The organism is Roseinatronobacter domitianus (genome assembly GCF_023336755.1).
Lineage (GTDB): Bacteria > Pseudomonadota > Alphaproteobacteria > Rhodobacterales > Rhodobacteraceae > Roseinatronobacter > Roseinatronobacter domitianus.
Genome location: NZ_JALZWP010000003.1, coordinates 1 through 22,344, shown reverse-complemented (window position 1 = coordinate 22,344; position 22,344 = coordinate 1). Strand labels below are relative to the sequence as shown.

Below are 22,344 nucleotides of genomic sequence, written 5' to 3'. Positions count from 1 at the left end.
GAAGATATCTCGTCGCGTCACAGTCACACGACCCTCGCGGCCTCGTTCAGATGCGCCATTCCGCTTATCCGGGTTGGGTGGATCAGTCGGACATTCCCGCACCTGCGGTATCCATTTTGTCGCGGAGCCTTTCGAAAAATCCTTCTACCTCTGCTTCGGTGGTGCGCTCGATCGCGTCGTCTCGGACCTCAGAGCGTGACCATATCCATGTCGCGGCGGGATCATGCAGCATGGCCCATTTCCCAAACATTCGTTCAGGTACAGTGTGCTCGACATGAACTTGGAATTCTACATGTCTGTCATCGCGCCTGATACGTTCCATGACGTTCCTGACGGCATCTTCCGGACCTTCCAGAAGTTGCAGATAGACGTCTTCGCGGCAGATCAATGCGCCAGTAATGCCAACGCTGGGGTTGGCGTGCTGCGCATGCACCAGAATGCTGTTCAGTGTATTGCTGTCAAAGCCGAATGGGCGTGATGTGTAGATCGCGCGATAAACTGACATGGGTAGGCCTTTTGCTGCTTGTGCGAGCATGGCACATCCCTGTCTACTTGGCACGGATAAAGGCAGATTTCTTGGTCTGCTGACATCGGCCATGAAGCACGTCAGATTTTGCCCTCTACCCAATTCGCCGCGAAGGCACCTGAAACTGCCTGTTCAGCAGCCCGTGCACCGCCCGCCAGGTATAGCCGTTTTGATAGACGTGGTCTGATGCGCCTGTCGGCATGTCGGCTGCGGTGCCCTAGCAGCTTGACCCGGTGACGATAGTTTATTATATCATCGATAATAATAACAAGACACGAGGATATGATGATTGTTGCAGCTTTCAGGGATTCTGATGGCCCAGGGCTTGGGCTTGTCGAAGATGATGTGATCACAGTGATCGCGCGCGGCGATCACGGCCCTTTGTTGCTTGACCTGATCGGGGCCGGCATGTCGGGGCGCGCCTCGACCAAATCCACGTCAAACCGTATTGCCCTGTCTTCGGTCCAACTTGAAGCGCCGGTCGCATCTCGTGACAGAGCCATCATATGTGTGGGCAAAAACTATCATGCCCATGCGAAAGAATTCTTTGGCAGTGGCTTCGATTCGACCGCGCAGGATGAAATTCCACAAGCGCCAGTGATTTTTGCAAAACTTGGGTCCAGTGTTGTAGCCGATGGCACCGCTATTCGGGCGTCGTTGGACCCGACGAACACTGTCGACTATGAGGGCGAGCTTGCGATTGTAATCGGAAAACAGGCGCACAAGGTTTCCAAAGCGGATGCTTGGGATACGATCTTCGGATACACAATTTGTAATGATGTGACGTCGCGCGCATTGCAAAAGACGCATAATCAATGGCTTATTGGGAAAAGCCTTGATAGCTTTGGTCCAGTTGGTCCGTGGATCGTGACCGCTGACCAGCTTCACGATATTGTCGATCAGGAACTGGTGACAACCGTGAATGGGGAAGAGCGTCAGCGTGCGTCAATCCGTGATCTGATCTTTGACATCCCAACGCTGATCGAAACTTTAAGCGCCACCATGACGCTTTACCCCGGTGACATAATCGCCACCGGCACCCCGGCCGGGGTCGGGATTGGCCACAAGCCCCCCTTGTATCTGAAACCGGGCGACACCGTCTCGGTATCGATCTCCGGCATCGGCACGCTGTCAAACCCCGTCGCGTAACGAACGATCTTTTCTTTTTCCAACGTCAGGTAGCACCATGAGCAAACCCGAATTCACCATCACCTGCGTTGCGACGGACCGCACGCGGCTATTCGCTACAGGCGAGGTAGACGTGCCTGGTTGCAAGATCGGGATGAATTTTTCCGAGCCAGAGGCGATCTTTAGAGAAGCACTCAACAATCAAAGCTTCGAATTGACCGAATTGTCGATGTCGAGCCATATCATAACAACAGCACGCGGAGACGCGCATTACATTGCGGTTCCTGTGTTCCTGTCGCGAGCATTCCGACATTCTGCGATATTCATTCGCTCAGGGGCCGGGATTTCATCTTTGGCGGATTTGAAAGGTGCCAAAATCGGGGTCCCGGAATACCAGCAAACCGCTGCTATGTGGGTCCGCGGTATGATGGCCGACGAAGGGGTCGCAGCGTCGGATGTGACATGGCATGTCGGCGGGCTCAATGCCCCGAGTGCGGGAGAACGGATTGCCATAAAGCTGCCAGAAGACATCGTGGTCAAACCCATCGATACAGACGACACCTTGGATGAGATGCTTTTGACCGGGCGTCTGGATGCCATTATCAGCCCGCGCGTTCCGGCCAGTCTGCTGCGCGGCGATCCAAGGATTGCGCGGCTCTACCCAGACCTGCGAGCCGCAGAGGTTGACTATTATCACAAGACCGGTTTCTTCCCGATCATGCATGCGCTGGCATTGCGCAAAGATATCGCCGAAGCACACCCATGGTTGCCCGAGGCGCTGTTCAATGCGTTTTCCAAGGCCAAGCGAATGCGTCAGGACGAAATGGCACTTGGCAATGTGTTGCGAATTTCGCTGCCATGGGCCGCGCATGACTATGCCGATACGATGGCGATAACCGGCGGCGACCCATGGCCATATGGCTTTGAGCGCAACCGCGCCGAGTTGGAGGCGATGACCCGCTACATGCATGCTGATGGCACGGCCAGCCGAAAGGTCGCTCCGGAAGAGCTGTTTCACCCCTCTACATTGCGGCTTGTCGATTAAGCCTCAAACGCGCCAATAACGGAGCAACAGATGACACCGCATGCAGGCATTGGACAATCCATTCCGCGCTCAGAAGATCGTCGCCTGACCACCGGTCGCGGGCGCTATGTCGATGACATTGTCGCAGCGCGTGAAACCTATATGGCCGTGATCCGCGCGCCCCATGCGGCGGCGCGAATTCTTGATATCGACACATCAGAGGCCGAAGGGCATCCGGGCGTGCTGGGCGTGCTGACCGGGAAAGACTTGATCGCGGATGGCATTGGCCGCTTGCACACCATGGTCCAGCGCCACAAGCGCGATGGCACCCCGATGGAGCGCCCGCCCTTTTACCCGCTTGCGATTGAGAGGGTTCGCTTTATTGGCGAAGGTGTGGCGATCGTTGTTGCCGAAACGCGCAATGCCGCGCGCGATGCCGCCGATTTGGTCGAGGTCGAGTATGAGCCCCTTGAGGCCGTCGGCAGCGCGCTGGCCGCGGCCGAGCCTGACGCCCCTGCGGTTTGGCCGGGGCTGGTAGATGATAACATTTCCTTTGTTTTCGAAGCCGGCGACTCTGCGCGAGTAGAAAGTGCCTTTGCCAAGGCCGACCATGTGACCCGTCTGGATTTTCGTGTGACCCGTGTTTCCGCCAATGCGCTGGAGCCGCGCAACGCGCTTGGAAGCTATGACGCGATAGACGACCGCTATACTTTGACATCGGGCGTTCAGATTCCTCACAAAATTCGAAGTGAGATTGCTGAAAACACCTTGGGGATCGACCCAATGCGCCTGCGCGTGATTGCACCCGATGTCGGCGGGGCATTCGGGATGAAGGGCAGCCCGTATCCTGAACATATACTTGTCCTTTGGGCGGCGAAAAAACTGGGCCGCCCTGTGCGTTGGACCGCCACTCGTTCAGAATCTTTCCTGTCGGATTTCCATGCGCGAGACAATTTCACACATGTTGAGCTTGCCCTGGACAAGGCGGGCACATTTCTGGGGCTGAGGGTGCGAACGAAGGCCAATCTGGGTGCTTATCTAGGGTTCAACACACCCCATTCACCGACGAACAATCTGGGCGGGTTATCGGGTGTCTATACCACGCCAGCCATTCATGCCGAAGTTCTTGGCGTGTTCACAAACACACAGCCAACAGCACCCTATCGCGGTGCGGGCCGTCCCGAAGCCACTTATGCCATCGAACGTGTCATCGACCTGGCGGCACAAGAACTGGGCATAGACCCGGTGGACTTACGGCGCCGCAACCTGATCCCTGCCTCTGCAATGCCCTATGATACCGGGTTTCTGTTCGTCTATGATACGGGTGAGTTCGAGAAGAACATGGATATCGCCTTGGACGCCTCTGACTACAAGGGGTTCGAGGCGCGGAAAAAACAGTCTGAAGCGCGCGGAATGTTGCGTGGCATAGCGCTAATCAACGCGATAGAGATCGCGGGCGGCCCGTTTCGCAATACCAATGAAGAAGGCGCGGAAATACGCTTTGACACTGGTGGGGGCGTGACCCTGCTGATGGGCACGCAGAACCATGGCCAAGGTCACGAGACAACCTTTCGCCAGATGGCTGTCGAATTTCTGGGCGTGCAACCCGAAGCCGTCCGCGTAACGTCTGGCGACACTGATCGGGTTATTCATGGGCGCGGCACGTTCGGGTCTCGTTCGGCTATGGCCGGGGGGCTGGCATTGCAGCGCGCTGCGGACAAGGTGCTTGCGCGCGCCAAGGAAATAGCCGCGCATCTGCTGGAAGCCGACCCCGCACAGATTGATTTTGCCGAGGGCACATTCCACGTCCGCGACAGCAACCGCAATATCCGGATCGAGGATGTCGCGCGTGCGTCGTTCATACGCGGCAAGCTGCCGCTGGATTGGGACATGGGGCTGGGGGCGTCGGCAATTGTCGTTCCGCCCGAGGCCAATTTCCCGAACGGCGTGCATGTCTGCGAGGTAGAGTTGGATCCGAAAACCGGCCGGGTAAGCATTGAGCGTTATCTGGTGGTTGACGATGTAGGCACGGTGGTGAACCCCATGCTGGTCAAGGGCCAGATACACGGTGGCGTTGCACAAGGTATCGGACAGGCCGCAGGAGAGGAAATTGTCTTCGACGCCGACTCCGCGCAACTTCTGACCGGGTCGTTCATGGATTATCCAATGCCGCGCGCATCAGATTTGCCCATGATCGACGTTATATCCAATCCGGTGCCAAGCACCAATAATGCCTTGGGCATAAAAGGTGCGGGCGAGGCGGGCGCAGTAGGTGCCCTGCCTGCCTATATGAATGCCGTGATCAATGCACTTGCGCCCTTGGGTATCCGGCATCTTGATATGCCGGCAACGCCCTACAGGGTGTGGCAGGCGATAGAGGATGCGCGCCAGAAATCGGACTGAGCAGGGTGGGCCGCGCGCGTCAAATATGGCGCGCGGCAAAGCCTGCCAGAGCGGTTGCGCAGATCAACCCGCCGCCGACCATCCAGAAACCTGCGGCAATGCCGAAGATTTCGACCAACAGTCCCATTGCCAACGGCAGAGCAAACGCAGCAAGCCGGTTGGCTGTTGCCCGCAGTCCCGCGGCGACACCCTGTTCTTGCAGCGGCAGTCGGGATGACATCAGGTTCAGGATGCCCGGCATGCTGGCGCCGACCCCAAAGCCAAACACGATTGCGCCAAGCAACAGCAGCGGCAACGACGTCAATAAGGGTGTCGCCGCCATCGCGCTTAAGGATAGTGAAATTGCGATTGCCAAGGCACGGCCATCACCGCCCCAAAGACGGGACCAATGCTCTGACAGCATGGACGCAGGCAGGCTGGCGAGGTTTCCAAGACCGACCAGCGCCCCGATTAGACCCGCTGAATAGCCCATATCTTGCAGCAGAACGGGATAAAAACTTTCTTGTATGGTAATTCCGGCCAGGCGCAGCATGCTGAAGATAACCAAATATGCCCCGGCTGCCGTGAACATAAGCCGCATCGCAACGGCATAGGCCGCCGGATCGGGCAAGACAAGGCGGCGAAAGCTGCGCGACGGCGAGGGCTGGGCGGTGTCAGATCCGGGCAGGGCGCGTAGGTATGAAACCGCCAGCAAGGTGCCGGAACCCCACAGGCTGAGCAAGGTGAACCCCGCGATTGCCCCCAAATGCTGCCAGACCAACCCAAACAGCACGGGCCCGACCATTAAACCGGCTGCCGCAGATAAGGAAAACCGCGTCGTGTGCCGGCGGTTGTTGCCCGCAAGTTGCCCGATGGCAGTCTGCGCACCCAGCCAACACATAGCAGAAGTGAATCCCAGAACTGTCTGCAAGACAACCAATGCGCCCGTGTATGGCAGCACGGGGTGCATCAGTGGCAGGATCACCCCGAGCAGCGCTGCAACCCTGAGCACTCGGCGCACGCCCAACCCATCCATCAACGAACCGATATGAATGGAATAGACCAGCGGCAACAACGAACGGGACGCCATTGCCACACCCATAATGGCCGCCGAAAAGCCCAGACTGCCGCCCCAAAGCGGCACTGAAAGCGCGATCATCTGCAAATGGCCAAGGCTGAAAAAAGCGCAGAGACATACGGCGCGCAGAGCAACGGCTTTTTTCAACTCCGACGTGTGGTCCGTGTCATGATCAGATGATGGCATAGGGTTTTGACCGAAGCCTCCGGGTAGGTGATCGGCGGGGCGTCAGGGCATACGGATTAAAGATGCAGCGATTTCATTTGTGCTGCGGGATACCGCGTTCCCGCAGCGGCACCGAAAGAAAACACTTGGTCAAGCTCAGCCAAGGTCTGCTCTGACAGAGTGATATCCAGCGCGGCGATGTTTTGGTCCAGCCATTTGCGTTTGCTGGTGCCGGGAATTGGGACAATGTAATCACCTCTTGTCAGCACCCAAGCCAGTGCAAGCTGCGCTGGTGCACAGCCCTGTTCGCGGGCCAGAGTGGTCAGTGTCGCGATCAACGCGGCATTCGCGGTCATGTTTTCCGGTGCAAAGCGCGGATGGTCGCGCCGCCGGTCATTTTCTGCCAAAGCATCGGGGCTATCAAGCAGGCCGGTCAGAAACCCACGCCCCAACGGTGAATAGGCCACAAACCCGGTTCCAAGGCTTTTGCACAGAGCCAGAAGCTCGGTTTCCACATCTCGGGTCCATAGCGAATATTCGGTCTGGAGTGCGGCAATCGGATGCACCGCATGTGCGCGGCGCAACGTGTCCGGGGCGGCCTTTGACAAACCAAGATGACGAATCTTGCCTTCCGTCTTCAGGTCCACCATCGCGCCGATTGTATCTTCTATCGGAACATTAGGGTCGATCCTGTGGATATAATACAGGTCGATCACATCGGTGCCTAGACGCCGCAGGCTTGCCTCGCAGGCAAGGCGAACATACTCGGGCCTGCCATTCACCGCCATGGTGCCATCGGGGTTGCGCAGGTTGCCGAATTTGGTTGCCAGAACCACCTTGTCGCGCCTGTCGGCGATGGCGCGTGCGATCAGGTCTTCGTTTTTCCCAAAGGCATAGGCGTCTGAACTGTCGATCAGGTCGATACCGTGGTCTAGCGCGTGATGGATCGTGAAGATGGATTCTTGCGCGTCTGGAGTGCCGTAGATGGGGGTCATGCTCATGCAGCCCAGCCCGATAGCAGAGACACTCAAATCTCCAAGATTGCGTCTTTTCATACTGGATTTCCTAAGCTCATGGTGGAAACGAATATAAGAGAGGCCGTGTCACGTCAGCGCGCCCATCCGCTGCTCAGGCGTTGCCCCAAGAGACGAAAAGTTTCTGTATGTCAGTGTTTTGGTTATGCCCGGCGGCAAGCCCAAGCTGTAGCAATAGCCGAGCCTTCAGAGGCCCCAAGGAACCGCCCGGCACAAGGTTGCGTTTCAGCAGATCAATCTCTGATCCGGGAAATCCGTAGGTGTTTTCAAAAACCGGTCCAGTGGCGACGCGGCTGGACAGGACAACAGGGATTGTGTCTGCCAAGATGCCAAGCTCTTCGACAATCGGCTGCGGCACATGCCCTGCACCCATGGCCGCGATCACGGCGCCCTCAAACCCCATTTCGGGTAAATGACGCAGCATGCGACCATCGTCGCCCAGGCCAATCTGTAGCAGCGCAACCGGTGGGATCGGCGTATCTGTATCCAGATAAAGGGTTTGGCCAACTGATCTATGCAAGTATTGCCGAAACTGCCCCTCGAACACATATCCCAAAGGCCCGAACGGTGCTGAGGTGAACGCATCCGGGCGCGCGGTATGCCCTTTGCGAACGTGGCGTGCGGCATGGGCTGTATCGCCCAGCACAACAAGCACACCTGTATTGCGCGCGCCACTGGCCGCAACGATTGCCGAAGCCAGCAGGTTTGCCGGGCCATCGGCCCCTGCGGCTTCTGGCCCACGCATGGCGCCTGTGACCACGACCGGCGCCGAGGTTTCCAGCACGCAATCCAACAAGAAGGCAGTTTCTTCTATTGTATCTGTGCCCTGAACCACGACTGCGCCGTTTGCGCCATTTGCAAGCGCGCTCCGCACTTCGGATGCAACCGCCAAGATATCGGAAATCGTCAGCGACGCTCCGGGCTTTTGCAGGGGCGAATGAACCGCGATGTCGGCCACATCGGTCAGGCCGGGCACAGCCGCCACAAGAGCCGCGCCCGACAGGGACGGTGCGATTGCTCCGGTTTCTCCGCGTGTCATTGCGATCGTGCCACCAAGCGCAAAAACCGCGATGCGGGGTTTGTGTGAAACATCTGCACCGGGCAATTTTTGCGGCATGGAGCCTCTGGTCTTGAGTAGGGTCATAACTATCGGTCAGCCCCGCGGGTCTACGACAACGTCCTGACGCTGTTGCCCCAGCCCATCGATCCCCAATTCAACGACATCGCCGGGTTTAAGAAATTGCGGCGGCTTCATCCCCAAGCCCACGCCCGGAGGAGTGCCGGTCATAACAATGTCGCCTGGATGCAGCGTAAAGAAGCGGCTGAGATAGCTCACAAGAAATGCTGCGCCATACACCATTGTCTTGGTAGAGCCGTCTTGTTTCTTGCTCCCGTTCACGCTGAGCCATAGGCCTAAAGCCTGCGGGTCGGAAACTTCGTCGCGCGTTACCAGCCATGGCCCGACCTGTCCGAAGTTGTCAGAGCTTTTTCCTTTGGTCCACTGGCCTGAATGTTCCATCTGCCATGCGCGTTCGCTGACATCATTTGCCACCGCATAGCCCGCAACATGCGTTAAAGCGTTGTCTTCGCTGACGTAGCGCGCCGTGGTGCCGATAATGATCGCAAGCTCCACCTCCCAGTCTGTTTTCTCAGACCCGCGCGGTATGATGATCGGATCGTTTGGCCCGCACAGTGCCGATGTTGCCTTCATGAAGGTAATCGGTTCCGGCGGCACCTGAGCACCCGTTTCTGCGGCGTGGTCTGAATAATTCAACCCGATGCAGATCACCTTGCCGGTCTGGCCAACGCAAGGCCCCAGCCGGGCATCCTGAGGAACTTGTGGCAGGTTTGCAGTGTCAAGTCCGCGCAGCATTGCAAGGCCAGTATCGCTCAAGACTGGTCCGGCAATATCGGGAACCAGTCCGGAAAGGTCGCGTGCCGTCCCCTGCTTATCCAGTATTGCCGGCTTTTCTTGACCTTTTGGCCCCCAGCGCAAGAGTTTCATAGTGTTCTTCCTTTTTAGTTCAGTTTTTTAGTGTGCAGGGTTCGGCCGTTCTTGCGGCCTGCGCGCTTAAACCGGCGGCAATTTTCGGTGCCAGTCCGTGTCCATCTGGTAAGCGTCGGCGGCATGCAACAAGGTCGCTTCTGCAAAGGGACGCCCGGCAAGCTGAAACGCGGCGGGCAGGCCATTTTCCGTAAATCCTGCTGGCACCGAGATTGCAGGTAGACCAAGAAAGTTCAGGCTGCGCGTGAAAGCGGTCAATGCTGACAGTGAGGCTGCAATGATCTCTGGCGGGCCTTCCGTCGTCTGGGCAATTGTTGGAACGGCAGATGCGAACATCGGAAGGTGCACGAGATCGGCTTGTGCGAAAACGACATTCATATAGTCTTGCAAAACCTGCCGACGGGCGCGCAATGCGTTCATGTATTGCGTTGCCGAAAGGAATAGCCCCGGTTCTATACGGCTGCGAACAACCTCTGCGTAATCATCCCGCCGTTCGGCAAGCCATGGTCGATGGACCGCGGCTGCTTCGACAGCCATCACCGCCTGACCCAGTGCATTTGCAGGCCCCAGATCAGGGGCCGGGCAGTCAATAATCTGTGCTCCGCGTGCGCGCAGCACCTCGATGCTGGCCTCTAGCTTCTGGGCAACTTCCGCGATTAGCGGTGCGTCGTGAAAAGCTCTTGGCACGGCAATGCGCAGGCCCGTCAGGTTGCCGTCGAGCGTGGCCTCATAATCGGGAACGTCGGCCAATGATGCACTTGGGTCCGCTGCATCTTGCCCGGCAATGACCGATAAGAGGCGGGCGCAGTCGCGCGCTGTGCGGGCAATCGGGCCAACACAATCCAGACTTGCCGACAGCGGACCAACACCGAAGCGACTCACCCGGCCCAATGTTGGTTTAAGACCGACCACGCCACAGGCCGCAGCAGGATGGCGGATCGAACCGCCGGTGTCTGTTCCCAGCGCCCCGAATACCATACGCCCGGCGGTTGCAATGGCCGATCCGCTGGAAGACCCACCTGCGATGTGTTTGCTGTTCCATGGGTTGCGGCCAGAGCCGAACCTCCGGTTAAACCCTGTGGGGCTGAACGCGAATTCCGACAACGCCAAAGTGGCGATGTCCAGCGCTCCGGCATTGTCCAGCCGTGTCAGCGCAGTTGCCGTAACGCTGGGCACAAAACCCTCGCGTATAGCTGATCCATATGTGGACACGCGGCCAGCGCGGTAGAACAGATCTTTGTGAGCAAGGGGTATGCCGTGCAACACGCCACACCGGTCGCCCCGTGCGCGAGCCTTGTCGCAGTCGCGCGCCTGCTCCAGTGCGTTTTCGCGGTTCAGCGCAATAACGGCATTTAGCGGTTTGCCGGTTTGCTCCAGCCGGTCAAGCGCAGTGGCCGTCAGCGCCTCGGAGGTGATGTCGCCACGGGCCAGCGCGTCGCTGGCTTCAGTCAGGGTCAAGTCAGAATGCATGGTTTGATGTCTGCGCAAAGCTGTCAAGGAAACCCGAGAATCCGGCGGCTTCGTCTTCGGGCTGTAGCGCCTTGGCCGCCATGTTGATTTGGTCCGAAAGATCAGCCAGAGTTGCCGCATAGGTCAGCAAAGAGCCATCTGGGATTGGACATCTGCCCATATCCTGTGTCAGCTGCGCTTTCATGTATTCAAGGCTCATCGCCATATTGGGTTCCCCTATCGGTGATGGACGTTCGATCACAGCCCCGCCGCGCTGCGGCGTGGCGCGTTGATTTCGGCGGTGTAGAACCACCACCAATCCTTGGCTGAAAACTCATTCTGCTGAATGTGTTCTCGCGCTGTCGGCATGGGATTAACGCCGCCGAAGCGCCGCGCCAGATGGTCCATTTCCAAAAACTGCTCGCGTTGGATTGCGTCGACCAGTGCCTGCTCCAGCGTATCGGCAACAAAATCGGTTCCGTGGCAGGCTTCGTGAACCATGGGCCCATCGCCCAGCAGGTCGATCACATCGCGGCGCACATCAACATCTACAACCAGATCGCAACGCGGGTAGACCGGCAGAGGCCGCAGCGCCACATCAAGCCCCAGACGGGTCATCGGAACCAGTTCGTGGCGCGACAATGCGTAACTGCGGCCATACAGGTCGTGGGTATGCACAATAGCCTGCACATCTGGTCGTTCTGCCAATATCTGCGCGTGGATGAACTTGTAGCCCGGCGGCTTGGGGCCATTGATCCAATTGCCGCGAAGGTCCGTCACGCACATGTCTTCGGGCGCAACCATTGAAAAGTTCTTCGCGGCGCTGATAATCATGCGGTCATCTTCTGGCAGCCTGTGGCTAACGTGTTCCAGAAAGGCGACCAGCGTGTCGCGCTCCCAAAGCGCTTTGCAGGCAATGCTTGCAGATTGCAGAATGTGCTGCCGTTCATCCTGGTCCTGCGTCTCTTTAAGCGACTGCGCGGGGTGGGGCAGGGGGCCTGGGTCCAGCGAGTGAAAGAAATCGACATAATGGTCCCAGCCTGCAAACTGGCGCCACATCTTTTCGGAATCTTCGCGCTTGCAAAGCGTGGTCACGTCCATGTTTGCAATAATGCTGTTCTGTTGGCCTAAATATTCCAGATGATAAGCGGCCAGCAGTGTTTCGAGCAGCGACTCGCCCTTTACCCAAGCGGCAATTCCGGGCTGCTGGACGGCAATGGACCTCGCCAATAGCGCAGCCAGATCTTCTGCGGCTGCGGACGTAACGGCCAGTTCGGCGCAGTTCCAGACATGGGTGTCATAAGAAATGAAGGCTTCCATATGCGTCATCGGCTTCAGTTCGAAGCCCGCTATCGCAGCAGCCATCGCATAGCGTGGTGAAAAGCTGATGCAGGCGCCTGCGCCGGGATCGCGACGGTAAAGCGCCAGATCGGTCTTGGCCTGAATAGGCAATTCGCCCGCACCGTCCACGATATTGCCATCCAGATCGACGACCAGCATCTGACCCGCAGTCAGGCCGCGCGGCCACGCTGTGGTGCCAAAACGCGGGGTCATGAGGATGTGTTCGCTTCGGGGAATACGCATGCTCAGATGCCCCCAAAGGTCAATAATTCGATGCGCCGCAAGAACATGGCAAGCCATCGCAAGATCCGCGCGAATGTCGTGTCCCAGCATCCGTTCAGCCCCTGTTTGCTTTGCGTTTATACGACGATATGCTAGACTATCGATGATTATTATGTCAAGCTAGCTTATAATTTATCATCGACTAAGCCGCGCTGGTGGCGAAGTGGCGTGAAACTAAAAGGAGGGTAGCTTATGGCCGACGATCTTCTGGCGGAAACCCTGCGCGACCGGCTGCCTCGATTGTATGCGGCTGGGGTGGATTACAACGATATCCAGTCGCTGATGCGCGATATTTCGCGGATAGAGGATTGGCCTGCCGCGTGGCAGTCGCTCGCCCTTATGCGTGAGGAGTTGGGCGAGGCGGCCTTGGCGGAAGGTCGGACTGTCTCGGCGGGGGCAGCTTTTCAGAAGGCCGCGCTCTACCACCATTTCGGGCAGTTCGTTTATGTCGATGATCCGGCGGAAAAGCAGCGCATGCAGCGCCAGCAAGTTGCAGCTTACCTGCGCGCCGCGCCATTTCTTCAGCCCCCTGCCGCACAACTAAGCGTGCCATTCGAGGGGATTGAATTCGTGGGCAACCTGCGGCTGCCACTGAATTCATCAGGCCCTGCGCCTTGCGTTTTGCTAAACCCCGGAGCGGATTCGACGAAGGAAGAGTTTCACAGCCTGGAGAACGAGTTTCTGGCCCGTGGTGTGGCAACCTTCAGCTATGACGGGCCTGGGCAGGGGCTGACATGGGCCAACATGAAGCTGCGTCCAGATTATGAAGCGCCGATTGGCGCAGTCATAAATATGCTTTGCGCGCGCGCAGAGATTGATCCGGCCCGTATAGGTTTATGGGGGCGTAGCTTTGGAGCGTATTGCGCCCTTCGAGGGGCGACTGACCCAAGGTTGCGCGCTTGTATCAGCATCGGGGGGTTTTACGACATGGGTGCGATCTGGTCGCGGATGCCGAAAGGGACCACCGATTCCATTTGCTATGCGTTCGGGGTGCGCACATTGGCCGAAGGCGCAGAACTGGCGCGCGAGTATACGCTTGCGGGGGTGCTTGCCAATGTGCGCTGTCCTGTCCTGATCGTGCATAGCGGACAGGATAATGTCTGCCCGGTCGCGGAATCGCAGCGCATGATCGATGAGTTGGGGTCTGATGCAGAGCTGACAGTTTTTGCGGATGGAAACCACGTCTGTGACAATATTCCATATAAGGTGCGCCCGCTTATGGCGGATTGGATGGCTGAGAGATTGCGCGCGCCCTGATCGTGTTTTGTCCGAAGCAGCGCAGGAAATGCGGTCCATTGCATCTACGCGGTGACCCAAACTTGACAATGATGATAATCATCGATAATAATGTAAGTCCTAGACTGTTGGTGAGCGACCAGCAGCGGACCCAAAACCGGGAGGAATTTTCTGAGATGACAAGACCAATACATGCACTGGCTATTGTCGCCGCCATCGTTGCCTTGCCTGCAAGTGCACAAGAGGTGTTGCGTGCCCAAACCGCGCTGCCGACTCAGCACACACTTTCCAAAAGCTTCACCAAGCATTTTGTTGACGTGATCAATGCCGAAGATGGTGCAGTTCAGGTGAATATGCTGGGTGGTCCAGAGGTGAACCCACAGGACCGCGCGGTTGCCGCCCTGGAGCGCGGCTTGCTGGACATCCTATGGATTCCAGCCGCGTTTACCACAGGCACGATTCCCGAAGCGCAGGCCATGATGCTGCAAAATATCGGGATTGATGAATTGCGGGCAAATGGGTCCTACGATCACTTCGCCAATATCTTTGCGGAAAAGGCGAACGCCCATTTCCTTGCTTGGGCAGAAACCAGTGCGGGCTACTATCTGTATCTGGCAACTGAGCCGGCCATGACCGAAGACGGCGTTGTGGACCTCACCGGTCTGTCCATGCGTTCGACCGGGGCTTACCGTCCGATCATCGAGGCGCTGAATGGCTCTCCTGTTGCGATCCCTTCAGGGGATGTTCCGCAGGGTCTGGACCGTGGGGTAATCAATGGTTTTGGCTGGCCGACGGTTGGTCTTGAATCCATCGGGTTGCAGGATTCGGTCAGCTACCGGGTTGAACCGCAGTTCTACAATCTGGCCAATATTGTTCTGGTCAATCAGGATAAGTGGGAACGCCTGAGCGATGAAGCTCGCGATCAACTGAGCCGTGTCGCTCTGGCCTATGAGCAGTTGTCGATCGACGAGATGAACATGATGGGCGAGGCCGATATTGCCGCCGCGGATGCGGCAGGCGTGCAGGCCGTGCGGATGGAAGGTGACGCAGCCGCAAGTTACCTTTCAACCGCCTTTGATGCGATGTGGAACAGTGTGCGTGGCAATGTCGGTGACGACGTGACCGATGAATTGCGCGGCATGATCTATAAAGCTGACTGATCCGTCTGCGATTCGACAGGGCGCGCGCTTAATGCGGGCGCCCTATTCATGTAGTGCAGGAACTGGACTGTAGACCATGCTTGCCATAATCTCTCGGCTGTATCACGGCCTGATCTTCGGACTGGCGGCAATTGCCGCTTTGTTGATCGTGTTCTCAATCGCCCTTGTTGTGCTGAATGTTGCTTCCAGAGCTTTGGGCTACGGGTCTTTTCAGGCCACCATCGCTACAGTCGAATACATCCTGTTATATTTCGCCCTGTTCAGCGCGCCCTACCTGTTGCACACCCGCGGGCATGTGATGGTTGACATGGCCATCGCGAACATGAGCGGCCTGCCACGCCAAATCCTGGAAGCTCTGATCTACCTGCTTGGCATTGCGGTCAGTCTTATCTTCCTGTTTGTCAGCATAGAGATCATGAGCGAAGCCATTGCGCGCGGTCACTTTGATCAACGCTCGGTAGACATGCCCTATTGGTTGCTACATGCCGGCTATCCGCTGACCTTTGGGCTGCTGACCATTGAATTCGGGCGGTATCTTGTCACTCGGCGTAGCCTGTATGGGTCCACCGATGCGAATGAGGGCCTCTGATGATCCTGGAATGGTATATGGCCCTTGCGCTCTTGATTGGGCTTGTCGTCGGATTGATGATGTTGGGGGTGCCTGTTGCGTTTGCCTTCATGGCGACCAACCTGATCTGCGCCTACATCTTTATGGGCGATACGTTCGCGTTTTATCAGGTTGTCGATAATTCGACCTCTTTGATAACCCGTTTCCAGTTGGCCCCGGTCCCGTTTTTCATCCTCATGGGGTCATTGTTCTTTTATTCAGGCATAGCACAGCGCGTGTTCACGACGCTGGATATTCTGATGGGTCGGATTCCGGGTCGTCTGTGCTTTCTGACGGTCGGGGGCGGGGCGCTGTTTTCCACGCTAACAGGGTCCAGCATGGCCAATACCGCTATGCTGGGGTCGATGATGGTGCCGGAAATGGAACGGCGCGGCTATCATTGGCGCATGTCGCTTGGCCCCATCCTGGGCACGGGAGGGCTGGCAATGGTCATTCCGCCGTCAACGCTGGGTGTGTTGCTGGCAACCATCGCGGGCCTGGACGTGGGCGCATTCCTGATCGCGGGTATTCTGCCCGGCGTGTTGCTCGCCGTCCTGTATACTGCCGTGATCGCTGGGCAGGTTTGGTGGAACCCCAAAAACGCACCGCAATATGATGTCCCACCAGTGCCTATGGCGGAAAAGGTTCATGCCTTCATCGTCAATATCATGCCGATGGGTTTTGTTGTGTTCATGGTGGTCGGGCTGATCTTGCTGGGCGTTGCCACACCAACGGAATCCGCTGCATTTGGCGTTGTCTCAATCCTGATCCTGATGGCCGCATTTCGTGTCCTGAGCTACGACGCGGTGAAGCAGGCGTTGATCTCGACGGTCAAGATTGGCGGAATGGTGTTTTTCATCATCTTGAATTCCAGCATTTTCAGCCAGCTTTTGGCCTATTCCGGCGCAAGTTCGGGGATGCTGCGCTTTGCCACCTCGTTCGATGTAAGCACGGTCGTCGTCTTGATTATCATGTTCGTGGCGCTGCTGAGTCTGGGCATGTTCATGGACCCGGTTTCCATGATCCTAATCACCACACCGATCTTCTTTCCGTTGGCGGCTCAATTAGGGATCAACCCGCTGTGGTTTGGCCTGTTCGTGCTGATCAGCCTGGAGATGTCGCAGACGACACCGCCTTTCGGCTTGCTATTATATGTCATGTTGGGTGTGGCTCCGAAGGGCACCACGCTGCGCAGGGTAGCCGTGGCTGCGGCCCCGTATCTTGGTTGCGATGCCGTACTGATCTTGCTGATGTATCTCTTCCCGTCAATCGTTCTATACTTGCCCAGCCTTTTGTAGGTGGATGCAAGACCGAGCTGATCGCATGTCGCGGCCCCGGCCGCGGCGTTGAAACCCAATAAGTGCAAGGATGGATGATGGAACTCTCTGGCACCCGCATAATTGCTGCTGATCGTGCAACGGTCTGGGCGCATCTGAATGACCCCGAAACCCTGCGTGCGGCAATTCCGGGCTGCAAATCTTTGGAAGGGTCGCCCGACGAAGGGTTTGTCGCCAGCGTGACGCAAAAAATCGGGCCGGTGAAGGCAACCTTCAAAGGCAAGGTCACGCTGACTGATATAAACGCGCCGGAAAGCTACCGTATTGTCGGCGAGGGAAATGGCGGGATTGCCGGGTTTGCCAAGGGCGACGCGGTCGTGACCCTACGCGAGGTGCCTGAAGGCACAGAGCTGACCTATGAAGCGACAGCGGCGCTTGGCGGCAAGCTGGCGCAGCTTGGCTCTCGATTGGTTGGTGGTGTTGCCAAACGGCTGGCCGGGCAGTTTTTCGACGCGTTTCAGGCGCATATTGAAAACGGCCCGGATGATGCGACAGAGGGTGCCTGACCCATGAGGCAGGCCATAGGGGCAATGGTCCGAGGTATGGCCAGTGGTGCCGGACTGCGTGCAGTGCTGGTAATATTCCTGAGCGCGGCGCTGGCGCTGGGCTTGCGCATATCCGGCGCACCGCCGCAAATGGCCGATAGTCTTGCGCTTGTGGCGCTGGCCATCGGGTTTTGGGCGTTGGGTGTGCTGCCAGAGGCGTTGACGGGCCTGCTGTTTTTGCTTGGGGCGGTCACGATCGTTGGCCTTGCCCCCCCGGTGGTATTTTCTGGATTCACCACCACGGCGTTCTGGCTAATTTTTGCAGGCGTTATTCTCAGCGCAAGCGCAACCAAAACCGGGCTGTCGCATTGGTTGGCCGCAAGGTTTTTGAATGCGCGCTTTGCCGCGTCCAGCTATGCCGCGCGGGTTAGCCTGATTGTTCTGTTCGCTGCCGCGCTGGCGTTGATCCTGCCCTCTACCTTGGCGCGGGTGGCGGTTTTGTTGCCGCTTGTCATCGCGCTGTGTGACGTGGTGGGGTATCAGCCCGGCAGCAAGGGGCGCACAGGGCTGGTTCTGGCGGTGCCCGTCGGCACCTACATCGTTCCCATCACCTTTTTACCTGCGAACCTGCCGAATATTGTTTTGGCCGGATCGTTGGAATCCCTGCATGATGTAACGCTGACTTTTGGACCTTACATGCTTCTGCATTTTCCGGTTATTGGCCTGGTCAAGGGCGTTGCTCTGGTGTTGATCCTGGTTCATCTGTTTCAACAAGACCCTACGCCTCAAGCAGCGCAGCAAGAAAACGTGGCGAAGCCGCTATCGGGTGCGGGCCTGCGGCTGATAGCGATCATGGGCGCGACACTTCTGCTCTGGAGCCTCGATTTTCTGCATGGTGTTTCGCCCGCCTGGATCGGTTTGGGTGCGGCTGTGTTGTGCCTGATGCCATTCATGCAGATCACCGATCTGAAAGCGATGCCATTCAACACCGCCTTTCCCATGTTGCTCTATATTGGCGCTGTGCTGGGCATAGGCGCGGTTATGACCGTGTCCGGTGCGGGCGATGCGTTGTCGCGCATGTTGGTTGCCAGCGTTCCGCTGCAAGAGGCATCTAACCCGGTGCGTCTGACAATGCTGGCGATTATTGCCGCTGCGACCTCGCTTGTGACAACCATGCCAGTCGCGCCTGCCATGACAGCGCCTTTCTTCGGAGAGATTGCCGCGTCCACTGGCTGGAGCGTAGAAGCCGTGGCCATGAGCCAGGTTCTCGGATATGCCACGCCGCTTATGCCCTATCAGTTGCCGCCGCTGATGTTGGCGATGGCGATGGCGAACATATCCATGCGCGATGCAACCCGCGTGCTGCTGTTGTTGGCGCTAATCACAACACCGATTACCATGATCGCGGCCCATTTCTGGTGGCAGGCGCTGGGCTGGTACTAAGTTGAACGACAAGCAAGGCATGCGCCCTGACGCGGCCAGCTATAGAAGGAGAGACCTGATGCAAAAGATAACCATGACGGTCAATGGTCGGTCTGTCACTGCCGATGTCGAAGGCCGGACACTGCTGGTCGATTACCTGCGAGAGACCCTGAATCTGACCGGCACCCATGTTGGATGCGACACCAGTCAGTGCGGTGCCTGCACGGTCCATGTGGATGGTATGGCGATAAAATCCTGCACCATGTTCGTCGGAGAGCTTGACGGAGCAGAGGTGCGCACCATTGAAGACATGGAAAACAAGGATGGCTCGCTGTCGGCCCTGCAAAAGGCGTTTCAGGACCATCACGGGCTGCAATGCGGCTATTGCACGCCGGGCATGATCATGTCGCTCAGCGCGCTTTTGCGCCACACTCCTAAACCCACAGAGGCCCAGATACGTCATCATCTGGAAGGCAATATCTGCCGGTGCACCGGCTATGCCAATATCGTGAAAGCGGCGCTTGCGGCTTCTGGCCAGATGCCCTCCGCTGACGCCTTTGCGCAATGATGGACGGAAGGAAACGATAAGATGCATGCATTCGACCTTGTCTCCCCCACCACGCTAGAGGATGCGCTGACAGCGTTGGCCGAAGAAGAAGCGCAACCCCTGGCGGGCGGTCAGACCCTGATCCCGACACTGAAATCCCGGCTTGCTGCGCCGTCCAAACTGGTCAGCCTGCGCGCGATCCGCGATCTTCAGGGGCTGCGCGTAACAGATGATCTGTTGTGCATTGGTGCGATGACCACGCATGCAACCGTTGCAGCACAAGCGCGCGATATTTACCCGGCCCTTGCCGATATGGCTGCAAATATTGGTGATCCGGCGGTGCGTAACCGCGGCACCATTGGCGGCAGTCTGGCCAATAACGACCCGTCCGCCTGCTACCCGTCTGCCGTGCTGGCATCAGGTGCCACCATTATCACACCACAGCGCAGCATTGCGGCCGATGAGTTCTTTCAGGGCATGTTCTTCACCGATCTGGAAGAGGATGAGATTATTACCGAAGTGCGGTTCCCGATCCCGGTGTCGGCCTCTTACCAGAAATTCTGGCAACCCGCATCGCGCTTTGCCTTGACCGGCGTGTTTGTTGCCCGGTTTGCAGATGCAGTGCGCGTTGCGGTCACGGGCGCATCTGAAGCAGGCGTCTTCCGCTGGCAGGACGCAGAAGCAGCCCTTGCAGATGAGTTTTCACCCAATTCTGTAGAGGCGTTGGCGAGGCCAAGTGAAGACATGATTGCGGATTTGCATGGCAGCGGCTCTTATCGTGCACATCTTACGCAGGTTCTGACCGCGCGTGCGGTCGCGGCACAGCTTCCCTAGTGCGAGAGCATAACGAACCGCAAAAGGCGGTTGGGGTTCTGGATGCCGAACAATTGCGGAGAGACGAGAACGTGGTGCTTACATATTTCGGCTTGCAAGACGGCATTTTAAGGCATAACGCGCTTGCCGCCAGCAGCGATCCATATTCTGAACAGCGCAATGAAATATTTTTCAGGTCTTGCCGACAGCGGCCGACCTTAGTTTGATGGGGCAAAGTTAATGATAAGTTCAGAATCCAGTTCCACAGACTTGGTGCGCGGCACAGCCAGCCAGTCGACGGTGGAAAGCGTCTATGGCGCCATGAAGGCCGATATTATTTCGGGCAGCCGAAAACCGGGTGAATTGTTGCGCATCGACCGCATGAGCCGGACCTATGGGGTTGGTCCAACACCGCTGCGCGAGACACTTCAGCGCCTGACAGCCGAAAAACTTGTTATTGCGCGTGGTGGGCGCGGGTTTCAGGTGGCGCCACTTTCTGTAGAGGAATTTGTGGATCTCAATATTGCGCGGACCGCTATAGAGACGGCGGCGCTGCGCCTTTCAATTCAATACGGGGGTGAAGACTGGGAAGGCCGCGTTGTCGCCGCTGGCTACATCTTGCAGAAATGGGACGCACAGATGCTGGACGGAAAATGCGACGATGTTGCACGCTGGGAAAGCGCGAATGCAGAGTTTCATGGCGCGCTTCTGTCCGGCTGCCCGTCACAATGGCTGCTGCACAGCCAAGAGGGCTTTGCCAGCAAATGCGACCGTTACAGGCGCGCTGCGGTCGTTAGCTCCGGGGCACCTTACCGCGAAGAGATCGCGCGCGAACATTCCGAAATTCTGGACTCTGTCCTGAAACGCGATGCTGATCGCGGCTGCGCACTGCTTGCCGCGCATTACCAGCGGACGGTAGACGCGTTTCAGCGCGCGGTGCAAAACGGGCAGATTGAAACAGGGGCAGACGCCTGAGCAATCTCGTCCTATATGCGCCATTAGCATGGTCACAGCGGTGACATAAACATGGGCCCGTTGCAGAAATATCGTGATCTGGTCGCGGCGGGTTCTATCGCGCATGACCCGGCACAAGTGCATGTGGTTGAAAAGCTGCAAGCACTGTCAGAGCGTTTGCAAACCCCCGGCCATGGAATGGCCAAGCGCGTCGCGCGTGCGCTATTGCGCCCAGAGCGCGGCCGCGTTGGTGCTGAAACTCGGATGCAAGGGATATACCTGTATGGCGCGGCGGGGCGCGGAAAATCCATGTTGATGGACCTTTTCTTTGACACGGCACCTGTCACGGCAAAAAGGCGCGTTCACTTTCATGCCTTTATGCAGGAAATTCATTCGGGTATTTCAAGCCAACGCGAGCAGGGCGCAACTGATCCCGTAAGACATGTGGCCGATGCGGTGGCCGATACCGCGTCATTGCTGTGCTTCGATGAGATGCAGATCACCGACATTACGGACGGAATGCTGGTGGGGCAATTGCTGAAGCGCCTGTTCGAGCGCGGGGTAGTTGTGGTTGCGACCTCTAACCGGCACCCGGACGAGCTTTATGACGGCGGATGGAACCGCCAAGCGTTCCTGCCGTTCATAGAGGTGATAAAATCGCACATGCAGATGCTGGAACTGCGTCACCCGGTCGATTACCGTCGTGTGCTGGCGCAGGCCGAGCACGCCTACCATGTGCCTGCCAATAACAAAGCAAGTGCGGCAATGGATGCGCTGTGGCTGCGCTTACTGGACGGGGAACCTGAAACAGCCCTCACGATCAGCGCTCATGGCCGTAGCCTGAGCTTGTCGCGCAGCGCAGGTCGCATGCTACGGGCAGATTTCAAAGAGTTGTGTGTCCAGGCATTAGGGTCGGCGGAATATCTGGCCTTGGCCAAGGCGCTGGATTTTCTGATCCTTGAAAATGTCCCGGTCTTGTCACCTGCACGATACAATGAGGCGAGCAGGTTCATCACCCTGATCGACGCACTTTACGAGGCCCGCGTGAAACTGATTATGACCGCCGATGCAGAGCCCGACGCGCTTTATGTTGAAGGCGAAGGAAGTTTTGAATTCGGGCGCACAGCATCGCGGCTAGAGGAAATGCGCAGCACGGGCTGGTGGCAAAGCAGCTAGGGACGATATGCGACCGCAGGCGCAGCTCCATTGCGCGAATTGCCAACCCAAGTTGCGCGCCAGCAAGGGAGTGTCATGAACTTTGTGTATCTGGTCTGGCCCATGCGGGTTTCAGATACGGTTACGCATTGAAGCGATCCTCGAACATTATGGCGAAATGGTTGCGGGCGGCAAACCATTCCCGGACATTTCG

General features: G+C 57.6%; 21 protein-coding genes. 13 read left to right on the top strand and 8 right to left on the bottom strand.

Features of this window, described 5'->3' with window-relative positions; all coding sequences use genetic code 11:
- Positions 1-82 precede the first annotated feature (82 nt).
- Complete coding sequence (locus M3N55_RS04060) at positions 83-535, bottom strand: BLUF domain-containing protein (RefSeq protein WP_249056651.1); 453 nt, start codon at positions 533-535, stop codon at positions 83-85.
- A gap of 273 nt (positions 536-808) precedes the next feature.
- Between M3N55_RS04060 and M3N55_RS04055 the strand changes: the two genes are divergently transcribed.
- Genes M3N55_RS04055 through M3N55_RS04045 form a run of 3 tightly spaced genes read left to right on the top strand, consistent with a single transcriptional unit; the run spans position 809 to position 5,081 of the window.
- On the top strand, positions 809-1,675 hold the full coding sequence (locus tag M3N55_RS04055; RefSeq protein ID WP_249056650.1) for a fumarylacetoacetate hydrolase family protein: 867 nt from the start codon (positions 809-811) through the stop codon (positions 1,673-1,675).
- Positions 1,676-1,712: 37 nt separating this feature from the next.
- Positions 1,713-2,699: an ABC transporter substrate-binding protein gene (locus tag M3N55_RS04050; RefSeq protein ID WP_249056648.1), complete on the top strand. Its 987-nt coding sequence runs from the start codon at positions 1,713-1,715 to the stop codon at positions 2,697-2,699.
- A 30-nt stretch (positions 2,700-2,729) separates the two neighbouring features.
- Positions 2,730-5,081: a xanthine dehydrogenase family protein molybdopterin-binding subunit gene (locus M3N55_RS04045; protein ID WP_249056646.1), complete on the top strand. Its 2,352-nt coding sequence runs from the start codon at positions 2,730-2,732 to the stop codon at positions 5,079-5,081.
- A gap of 19 nt (positions 5,082-5,100) precedes the next feature.
- Here the strand turns inward: M3N55_RS04045 and M3N55_RS04040 are convergent, their stop codons facing one another.
- The 7 genes from M3N55_RS04040 to M3N55_RS04010 form a co-directional block, all read right to left on the bottom strand.
- Positions 5,101-6,324, bottom strand: a complete 1,224-nt coding sequence (locus M3N55_RS04040; RefSeq protein WP_283163869.1) for an MFS transporter — start codon at positions 6,322-6,324, stop codon at positions 5,101-5,103.
- 56 nt (positions 6,325-6,380) lie between these two features.
- Complete coding sequence (locus tag M3N55_RS04035) at positions 6,381-7,358, bottom strand: aldo/keto reductase (RefSeq protein WP_249056642.1); 978 nt, start codon at positions 7,356-7,358, stop codon at positions 6,381-6,383.
- A 73-nt stretch (positions 7,359-7,431) separates the two neighbouring features.
- Entirely contained in the window at positions 7,432-8,454 is a 1,023-nt protein-coding gene (locus M3N55_RS04030) for an asparaginase (protein ID WP_249056640.1), read from the bottom strand.
- A 36-nt stretch (positions 8,455-8,490) separates the two neighbouring features.
- Positions 8,491-9,342 (bottom strand): fumarylacetoacetate hydrolase family protein, encoded by an 852-nt coding sequence (locus tag M3N55_RS04025; protein WP_249056638.1) that lies wholly within the window; start codon positions 9,340-9,342, stop codon positions 8,491-8,493.
- A 66-nt stretch (positions 9,343-9,408) separates the two neighbouring features.
- Entirely contained in the window at positions 9,409-10,800 is a 1,392-nt protein-coding gene (locus M3N55_RS04020) for an amidase (protein WP_249056636.1), read from the bottom strand.
- A gap of 1 nt (position 10,801) precedes the next feature.
- Positions 10,802-11,017, bottom strand: a complete 216-nt coding sequence (locus M3N55_RS04015) for a hypothetical protein (RefSeq protein WP_249056634.1) — start codon at positions 11,015-11,017, stop codon at positions 10,802-10,804.
- A 32-nt stretch (positions 11,018-11,049) separates the two neighbouring features.
- Positions 11,050-12,465: a class II aldolase/adducin family protein gene (locus M3N55_RS04010; RefSeq protein WP_249056632.1), complete on the bottom strand. Its 1,416-nt coding sequence runs from the start codon at positions 12,463-12,465 to the stop codon at positions 11,050-11,052.
- Positions 12,466-12,606: 141 nt separating this feature from the next.
- Here M3N55_RS04010 and M3N55_RS04005 point away from each other — a divergent pair, with 141 nt between their 5' ends.
- The 10 genes from M3N55_RS04005 to zapE all read left to right on the top strand — a co-directional run bounded on the left by M3N55_RS04005 (position 12,607) and on the right by zapE (position 22,151).
- Positions 12,607-13,671: an alpha/beta hydrolase family protein gene (locus M3N55_RS04005; RefSeq protein WP_249056631.1), complete on the top strand. Its 1,065-nt coding sequence runs from the start codon at positions 12,607-12,609 to the stop codon at positions 13,669-13,671.
- A gap of 155 nt (positions 13,672-13,826) precedes the next feature.
- Positions 13,827-14,810, top strand: coding sequence for a TRAP transporter substrate-binding protein DctP (gene dctP / locus M3N55_RS04000; protein WP_249056629.1), 984 nt, complete (start codon positions 13,827-13,829; stop codon positions 14,808-14,810).
- 76 nt (positions 14,811-14,886) lie between these two features.
- A complete protein-coding gene (locus M3N55_RS03995) occupies positions 14,887-15,399 on the top strand; it encodes a TRAP transporter small permease (protein WP_249056628.1) in 513 nt (170 codons plus the stop codon).
- Positions 15,399-16,715: a TRAP transporter large permease gene (locus M3N55_RS03990; protein WP_346429252.1), complete on the top strand. Its 1,317-nt coding sequence runs from the start codon at positions 15,399-15,401 to the stop codon at positions 16,713-16,715. The genes M3N55_RS03995 and M3N55_RS03990 overlap by 1 nt, the downstream gene beginning before the upstream one ends.
- A gap of 77 nt (positions 16,716-16,792) precedes the next feature.
- A complete protein-coding gene (locus tag M3N55_RS03985; RefSeq protein ID WP_249057132.1) occupies positions 16,793-17,260 on the top strand; it encodes an SRPBCC family protein in 468 nt (155 codons plus the stop codon).
- A gap of 3 nt (positions 17,261-17,263) precedes the next feature.
- Complete coding sequence (locus tag M3N55_RS03980; RefSeq protein ID WP_249056624.1) at positions 17,264-18,682, top strand: SLC13 family permease; 1,419 nt, start codon at positions 17,264-17,266, stop codon at positions 18,680-18,682.
- Between the two features lie 58 nt (positions 18,683-18,740).
- Positions 18,741-19,229, top strand: coding sequence for a (2Fe-2S)-binding protein (locus M3N55_RS03975; RefSeq protein ID WP_249056621.1), 489 nt, complete (start codon positions 18,741-18,743; stop codon positions 19,227-19,229).
- Between the two features lie 21 nt (positions 19,230-19,250).
- The gene (locus M3N55_RS03970; protein ID WP_249056619.1) at positions 19,251-20,042 is read left to right on the top strand and encodes an FAD binding domain-containing protein; all 792 of its coding nucleotides are present in this window, start codon (positions 19,251-19,253) and stop codon (positions 20,040-20,042) included.
- A gap of 219 nt (positions 20,043-20,261) precedes the next feature.
- The gene (locus M3N55_RS03965; protein ID WP_249056617.1) at positions 20,262-20,996 is read left to right on the top strand and encodes a GntR family transcriptional regulator; all 735 of its coding nucleotides are present in this window, start codon (positions 20,262-20,264) and stop codon (positions 20,994-20,996) included.
- Positions 20,997-21,047: 51 nt separating this feature from the next.
- The gene (gene zapE / locus M3N55_RS03960; protein ID WP_249056616.1) at positions 21,048-22,151 is read left to right on the top strand and encodes a cell division protein ZapE; all 1,104 of its coding nucleotides are present in this window, start codon (positions 21,048-21,050) and stop codon (positions 22,149-22,151) included.
- Positions 22,152-22,344 lie beyond the last annotated feature (193 nt).

What these genes read in the sequence shown, in the direction of transcription:
- M3N55_RS04060 (WP_249056651.1), bottom strand. Translation starts at nt 535, where the DNA reads ATGCTCGCACAAGCAGCAAAAGGCCTACCCATGTCAGTTTATCGCGCG.
- M3N55_RS04055 (WP_249056650.1), top strand. Translation starts at nt 809, where the DNA reads ATGATGATTGTTGCAGCTTTCAGGGATTCTGATGGCCCAGGGCTTGGG.
- M3N55_RS04050 (WP_249056648.1), top strand. Translation starts at nt 1,713, where the DNA reads ATGAGCAAACCCGAATTCACCATCACCTGCGTTGCGACGGACCGCACG.
- M3N55_RS04045 (WP_249056646.1), top strand. Translation starts at nt 2,730, where the DNA reads ATGACACCGCATGCAGGCATTGGACAATCCATTCCGCGCTCAGAAGAT.
- M3N55_RS04040 (WP_283163869.1), bottom strand. Translation starts at nt 6,324, where the DNA reads ATGCCATCATCTGATCATGACACGGACCACACGTCGGAGTTGAAAAAA.
- M3N55_RS04035 (WP_249056642.1), bottom strand. Translation starts at nt 7,358, where the DNA reads ATGAAAAGACGCAATCTTGGAGATTTGAGTGTCTCTGCTATCGGGCTG.
- M3N55_RS04030 (WP_249056640.1), bottom strand. Translation starts at nt 8,454, where the DNA reads ATGCCGCAAAAATTGCCCGGTGCAGATGTTTCACACAAACCCCGCATC.
- M3N55_RS04025 (WP_249056638.1), bottom strand. Translation starts at nt 9,342, where the DNA reads ATGAAACTCTTGCGCTGGGGGCCAAAAGGTCAAGAAAAGCCGGCAATA.
- M3N55_RS04015 (WP_249056634.1), bottom strand. Translation starts at nt 11,017, where the DNA reads ATGGCGATGAGCCTTGAATACATGAAAGCGCAGCTGACACAGGATATG.
- M3N55_RS04010 (WP_249056632.1), bottom strand. Translation starts at nt 12,465, where the DNA reads ATGCTGGGACACGACATTCGCGCGGATCTTGCGATGGCTTGCCATGTT.
- M3N55_RS04005 (WP_249056631.1), top strand. Translation starts at nt 12,607, where the DNA reads ATGGCCGACGATCTTCTGGCGGAAACCCTGCGCGACCGGCTGCCTCGA.
- dctP (WP_249056629.1), top strand. Translation starts at nt 13,827, where the DNA reads ATGACAAGACCAATACATGCACTGGCTATTGTCGCCGCCATCGTTGCC.
- M3N55_RS03995 (WP_249056628.1), top strand. Translation starts at nt 14,887, where the DNA reads ATGCTTGCCATAATCTCTCGGCTGTATCACGGCCTGATCTTCGGACTG.
- M3N55_RS03990 (WP_346429252.1), top strand. Translation starts at nt 15,399, where the DNA reads ATGATCCTGGAATGGTATATGGCCCTTGCGCTCTTGATTGGGCTTGTC.
- M3N55_RS03985 (WP_249057132.1), top strand. Translation starts at nt 16,793, where the DNA reads ATGGAACTCTCTGGCACCCGCATAATTGCTGCTGATCGTGCAACGGTC.
- M3N55_RS03980 (WP_249056624.1), top strand. Translation starts at nt 17,264, where the DNA reads ATGAGGCAGGCCATAGGGGCAATGGTCCGAGGTATGGCCAGTGGTGCC.
- M3N55_RS03975 (WP_249056621.1), top strand. Translation starts at nt 18,741, where the DNA reads ATGCAAAAGATAACCATGACGGTCAATGGTCGGTCTGTCACTGCCGAT.
- M3N55_RS03970 (WP_249056619.1), top strand. Translation starts at nt 19,251, where the DNA reads ATGCATGCATTCGACCTTGTCTCCCCCACCACGCTAGAGGATGCGCTG.
- M3N55_RS03965 (WP_249056617.1), top strand. Translation starts at nt 20,262, where the DNA reads ATGATAAGTTCAGAATCCAGTTCCACAGACTTGGTGCGCGGCACAGCC.
- zapE (WP_249056616.1), top strand. Translation starts at nt 21,048, where the DNA reads ATGGGCCCGTTGCAGAAATATCGTGATCTGGTCGCGGCGGGTTCTATC.